The 6,497-nt window shown below is 36.6% G+C and carries 4 protein-coding genes and 1 pseudogene; 2 read left to right on the top strand and 3 right to left on the bottom strand.

The features are described 5' to 3' along the window. Positions 1–418 precede the first annotated feature (418 nt). Positions 419–1,528 carry an AI-2E family transporter gene (locus QM374_RS10475; RefSeq protein ID WP_414311708.1) on the bottom strand — a complete coding sequence of 370 codons (1,110 nt, stop codon included), beginning with the start codon at positions 1,526–1,528 and terminating at the stop codon, positions 419–421. 105 nt (positions 1,529–1,633) lie between these two features. On the opposite strand from QM374_RS10475, the gene pbp3 reads away from it, so the two are divergent. Beyond that, positions 1,634–2,875 carry a D-alanyl-D-alanine carboxypeptidase PBP3 gene (pbp3, locus tag QM374_RS10470; RefSeq protein ID WP_075227694.1) on the top strand — a complete coding sequence of 414 codons (1,242 nt, stop codon included), beginning with the start codon at positions 1,634–1,636 and terminating at the stop codon, positions 2,873–2,875. A 36-nt stretch (positions 2,876–2,911) separates the two neighbouring features. Here the strand turns inward: pbp3 and QM374_RS10465 are convergent, their stop codons facing one another. Then, positions 2,912–4,309: an APC family permease gene (locus QM374_RS10465; protein ID WP_414311707.1), complete on the bottom strand. Its 1,398-nt coding sequence runs from the start codon at positions 4,307–4,309 to the stop codon at positions 2,912–2,914. Positions 4,310–4,409: 100 nt separating this feature from the next. Then, a protein-coding gene (locus QM374_RS10460) for an IS630 family transposase (protein ID WP_414311709.1) occupies positions 4,410–5,257 on the bottom strand; the annotation gives its coding sequence in 2 pieces (ribosomal slippage) (positions 4,410–4,939 and positions 4,939–5,257; 849 coding nt in all). A gap of 156 nt (positions 5,258–5,413) precedes the next feature. Here QM374_RS10460 and QM374_RS10455 point away from each other — a divergent pair. After that, positions 5,414–6,497, top strand: a pseudogene (locus QM374_RS10455) (IS30 family transposase); the annotation flags it as partial.

Genomic DNA, 6,497 nt, shown 5'->3' with positions numbered 1-6,497 from the left:
ACGATGAAATCAAGCATTAGTAAAACCAGTGGAATTTACCCTGACACGGAATTCCACTGGTTTTTAGGATTTTTATCAGACTAACTTCCACTTGGATTAGCAGTGGAACTTAGTTTGGGAATTTAGCATTATTCTTATTCTTGCTCTACTTCCTCTACCAATTTATTTAAAATATCTATAAATAGGCTTATTTTAGCAAAAGGCGATAGATCATAAATCAATAACCCAAGTCTGAATTTCCTATTTCCAGCCCTAAAAGACTTCAATCATTCAGTTGTTTTTAAAAAATTATGTATAGAAAAATTAAAGTTTCATCATAAGCGATTTGAGAGTTTAAAACCAATAAAAGGTTTGATCAACTACAGCGCCAAAGATACAATGATAAAAAAAGATATCGGAATCTTTTATCCCGACATCTTTATTCTGATTGATGTTTTTTGACTTCTTGTGCTTCCTTATGATTTTCATACAGTCGCGCTAAGAATTTAGCAATCTCTTTTAAAATGGAATAGGTTGGAACAGCAACAATCATCCCAATCACACCATAAATATTACTTGATAATAAAAGCAAGACTAAAATAGTAATCGGGTGAACCTTCATAACCCCACCCACAATACGTGGATATAAAATATTTCCATCAACTTGCTGAATAATCAACATATAAATGACAGCAATAATCATTTTATGAGGATCGGTGAAGAGATTTGAGATGATCATTGGAATCAAGCCAATGCTTGGTCCTACATACGGAATCAAATTAGCCAATCCAGAAAAAATGGCGAAGACCAAGGCGTATCTTAGACCAATCACACTATAACCGATAAAAGCCAAACATCCAATAATAACTGCATCTATAGACACTCCACTAATGTAACGAGAAATAGTTGTATTTAGGTTTGTCAATAAACCAGATATGTTCAATTTATCTCGTTTTAATACAGTTCTTTCTAACATCGGTAAAAATTTATGCCCATCAAGTAATAAGTAAATCAAGAAAACTGGTGTCATGATGATAATCAATACAGTGCTTACGAGTGCAGATAGAACACTTCCAACACTATTTGTCACACTGTTCAAAATATTTTGCAAAATATCAACATAAGAGAGGTTCAGTTGCTGAATAGTTTGTTGGATATCTAGATTTTGCAGGGCTGGATGTTTTGATAACTCAATGACTAAATCTTGAAGACGACCGTAAATGTTTTGACTCGAGTAAATTAAGCTACTTAACTGATTAATCAAAATCGGCAGCAGATAAACAAAACTAAGTACGAGTGCACAAACTAAGGCACAAAGGGTTAACAAAATCCCAATGATTCGATTGATTTTGCATTCCTTCTCTAAAAAGATAACAATTGGGTTGGTTAGATAATACAAAAATCCTCCCAATAAAAAAGGAACCATGATTGTATTTGCAACACTGACAAAGGGTGTAATAATAGCACCCATTTCTTTCCATAGATAGAAAATTAAGGTTATTAGTAGAATTTCAGTTGTCCAGAAGAATAGTTTGTTTCTCCGAAACATAGGCCACCTCCTCTTTTCCCTATTTTACCATATTTCAAAAAAGATTGATAACTTTCATCACAAAAACAAGAATATCTTTTGTCTTTGTGATAGAATAAAGTTACTATGAAGAAATTATTTTTAACCTTATTAACCCTCTTTTCATTTGCTTCAGCAACAACTGTTGCTGCCCAAGATTTTGATGTAGCAGCAAAACATGCCATTGCTGTTGAAGCTAATAGCGGTAAGATTTTATACGAAAAGGATGCTACTCAACCTGTTGAAATTGCTTCTATTAGCAAATTACTTACCGTATATCTCGTTTACGAAGCCTTGGAACAGGGAAAAATCTCTCTTTCCACTCCTGTAGAAATTTCTGATTACCCCTACCAGTTGACAACTAATTCTGCGGCTAGTAATGTTCCCATGGAAGCTAGAAATTACACTGTTGAAGAGTTATTAGAAGCTACTTTAGTATCTAGTGCAAACAGTGCTGCTATCGCTTTAGCTGAAAAAATTGCCGGTTCTGAGAAGGACTTTGTAGATATGATGAAGGCTAAACTACAAGAATGGGGAATTCAAGATGCTACACTCGTCAACACAACTGGGCTCAATAATGAAACTCTTGGCACTAATATCTATCCTGGTTCAAAGAAAGACGATGAAAACAAATTGAGCGCTTATGATGTTGCTGTCGTTGCTCGCAACCTCATCCTCAAGTATCCTCAAGTTTTAGAAATCACCAAGAAACCTTCTTCTACTTTTGCAGGGATGACAATTCATTCTACCAACTATATGTTGGAAGGAATGCCTGCCTATCGTGGTGGTGTTGATGGACTTAAAACTGGTACGACTGATAAGGCTGGAGCATCCTTTGTAGGTACGACTGTAGAAAAAGGAATGCGTATTATCACTGTTGTCTTAAACGCTGACAACCAAGATACTAATCCATATGCACGCTTCACAGCTACCTCTTCTATTTTAGATTACATCTCATCAAACTTTTCTCTACAGACAATCGTCAAGCAAGGAGAAAGTTATGAAGATAGTAAATCACCTGTATTAGATGGGAAGGAAGATACTGTTACGGCTGTTGCAAAAGAAGATATCAAAATCGTTCAACGTCTTGGTAGTCGTACACAATCAACTATTACTTACACAGCGGACACGACTGAACACACTGCTCCACTAGAGGCAGGAACTGTCGTTGGACATTTGACTTATGAAGACAAGGATCTAGTTGGTCAAGGATACATTACAACTGACAAACCGAGTTTTGAGATGGTCGCAGAAAAAAATGTCGAAAAAGCCTTCTTCTTAAAAGTTTGGTGGAATCGCTTCGTTCGTTTTGTTAACGAGAAGTTATAAAAAACCGAAAAATCGCGAATTTCGCGATTTTTTTCTTTATTCATTTTCAGCTACAGTCGAATGGTTATATCCATAAACAAAGTAAATAATGACTCCTATTAATAAAGCTAGTCCAAATGCCATCCATGTTTCAAGGGTATACTGAAGCATGAATGAGAGGCAGATAAGAATAGATAAGATTGGTAAAAAAGGAACCAGGGGAGTTTTGAACTCGCCCTCTTTTGGCATTCCCTTGTCTTTTCTCAGTTTGATAATACCGTAGGCTAGGAGAATAAGATAGGCTAAGGTACAGATATTAAGAAAGGCTGCAATACTTGCTAGTGGAAAGATTCCCGCTGCAATGGCTGAAACAAGACCAGTTAAGATGGTTGCATTCTTTGGAACGCGGCTAGTCTTGGTCACTTCTTTAAAACTTTGAGGCAATAGTCCATCACGGGCTAAACTATAGATCATTCGTGACAAGGCGTAGGTCATTGAAATACATACCGTAATCAAAGTCAAAATCGCAACGAGTGAAACATAATTAGCTGCCCAACCAATACCAATACTTCTAAGAGCAAAAGCCACTGCATCATCAACATTGAGCTTCCTATAGTGAACGATACCTGTTAATATCAAGGTAACCAAGGCATACAGAATAGTTACAATGGTCAAGGATAAAACAATCCCACGTGGAATATTCTTTTGTGGACTGTGAATTTCATCAACTGCCATAGAAATGGACTCAAAGCCTAAGAATCCAAAAAACATCAGTGAAGCACCTGCCATAATTCCAGTGCTTCCACCGTAAATTTGACCAAACCCAAATGGTGCAAAGTCTGACCAATTTTCAGGTTTAATGTACCAAATTCCAACTAGGATAAATAAGGCAAGAGCAGAAAATTTTAAAACAACAAGAATAGAATTAAAACGAAGAGCTACTTTCGAATTTAAAAGTACAACACCTGTAACAAGTAGAATTACTAAAATTGGTAAAAAATCAATATAAGTACCATGTTCAGGGTTAAAAGTTCCATTTAAGGCTTGTGGCAAGGAAATTCCATAATGGCTAAGCAAACCTTTAAAATAGGCCGCCCAACCAGAAGCAACACCTGAAACTGCTGTCATAAATTCCATAATGGTTAACCAACCAGCTATCCAGGCTGGGAATTCACCCAAAATTGCATATAAATAACTATATGCTCCACCCGTTGCAGGAACACGAGAGGCAAATTCTGCAAAAAAGAGTGCAGATAAGGATACGCAGATAGCAGAAATTACAATCGATACCACAAGGGAAGGTCCTGCTAATGTTGCTGCTGCAGTTCCTGTGATGGTAAAGATACCTGTTCCCACCATAGCACCAATTCCCAAGAGAATTAAGTCCCATAGTTTTAAATGGCGATGCATTTCTGTCTTACCTAGACTAACGTCTTTGGTTCTAAAAATATTCATCATTCATCTCCCACTTTATGTGATTGTATTATTTTACCATACAAAAGACTTTTTGTGAATATTTATTAGCATTTTTCATCAAAAAAACTGAACGGTATAGTCAATTGAAACAAGAATAAGACAAAAGAGCCTCGAAAAAAGTATTACAACTTGGTAATACCTTTTTGAGGTGCTTTTTGATATGAGCCCATGTTTTCTCAATAGGATTATACTCAGGTGAGTAGGGAGGAAGTGGTAAAAGTTTATGCCCAAATTCTTCACATAAGAGCTCTAGCTTACCCATTCTATGGAATCTTGCATTATCCATAATAATAACTGATGGTTTGTTTAATGTTGGTAAGAGAAACTTCTGAAACCAAGCTTCAAAAAAGTCGCTCGTCATCGTCTCTTCGTAAGTCATTGGAGCGATTAACTCACCATTTGTTAGCCCTGCAACCAGTGAGATCCTCTGATATCTTCTTCCAGATATTTTACCTCTTATTAACTGACCTTTTAATGAGCGACCATATTCTCGATAAAAATAAGTATCGAATCCTGTTTCATCAATATAAACAGGTGCTAAGTGCTTTAAACTATTAAATTTTTTAAGAAATAAAGCTACTTTTTCTGGGTCTTGTTCATAGTAGGTGTGATTCTTTTTTTTCGAGTGTACCCCATAGCTTTGAGAGCATAGTGGATAGTAGTTGGATGACAGCCAAATTCAGAAGCTATTTCAGTCAAATAAGCGTCTGGATTGTCAGTAAGATAGTTTTTAAGTCTATCTCTATCAACCTTTCTTAGTTTTGTTCCTTTTACTTGATGGTTTAGCTCTCCTGTTTTTTCTTTTAGCTTTAACCAGCAATAAATGGTATTACGTGAGATTTGGAAAATGTGTGATGCTTCTGTTATACTACCTGTTCGCTCACAATAAGCGAGAACTTTTTTACGAAAATCTATTGAATATGCCATAAAAAGATTATACCACATTATGTACTGTTTTAGGTTCAATTGACTATAATTTCTCAAAGTAACTTCCACTTTCCTGACCGAAGTGGAAATTAGTCTAGAACAGATTTTTATGGTGGAATTAAGTGTGAGACGTTTGTGATAGAAATGAGGCCTACTATGACTAAACATAAACACCTTACCCTTTCAGACCGTAATGATATCCAATTAGGTTTAGAGCGCGGTGAAACATTCAAAGCTATTGGGCAACTTATTCTAAAAGACCCGACTACTGTTTCTAAAGAAGTCAAACGAAACAAACAAATTAGAGACTCTACCTCTGACAACCTTCCTTGCTCTCTACTCGATAAGGCTCCCTTTGTCTGTAATGGATGTCCTAAAAGAAGACAAAACTGTGGCTATCAGAAAATCTTCTACCTTGCTAAGCAAGCTCAAAAACAATACGAACAAACTCTTGTCGAGGCTCGTGAAGGAACTCCTCTCAATTCTCAGACTTTCTGGGACATGGATAAAATCATTTCTGATGGGGTTAAAAAAGGACAACACATCTATCATATCCTCAAGACTCATAACCTTAATGTCAGCTCCTAAACCGTCTATAGACACATCCGAAAAGGATACCTGTCTATCGCTCCTATTGATCTAGCTAGAGCCGTTAAATTCAAAGAGAGACGGAAAAGTAAGCTACCTTCCATCCCTAAAGAAGCTAAAAAAGGCCGGTCCTATGAGGATTTTCAAAACTATCTAGTCCTTAACCAACTAAACTCTTGGCTGGAAATGGACACTGTTATGGGCAGGACCGGAGGCAAAGTCCTACTCACATTCAATCTTTCCTTCTGTAACTTTATCTTCGCTAGACTTCTGGATAATAAAACTGCACTTGAAGTTATCAAAAACCTCTATGATATCAAGAACACACTTTACGAAGCGAACAAAGACTTTTTCCAACTCTTTCCTGTCATTCTTACAGATAATGGTGGAGAGTTTGCCAGGGTTGATGACATCGAAATGGATATTCGTGGTGAAATAAAACTCTTCTTTTGTGACCCTAATCGCTCTGACCAGAAAGGGAGAATTGAGAAAAATCACACGCTGATTCGCGACATTCTACCTAAGGGAACTTCTTTTGACAATTTAACTCAAGAGGACATCAATCTCGTCTGCTCTCATGTCAACAGTGTCAAACGCGCTGCTTTGAATGGAAAGTCAGCCTATGAACTCTTTGCCTTTACTTACGGAGAAG

The organism is Streptococcus infantis, from assembly GCF_047465525.1.
GTDB lineage: Bacteria > Bacillota > Bacilli > Lactobacillales > Streptococcaceae > Streptococcus > Streptococcus infantis_R.
Note: the sequence above shows the minus strand (reverse complement) of the source record. Positions and strands in the feature narration are given on the sequence as shown.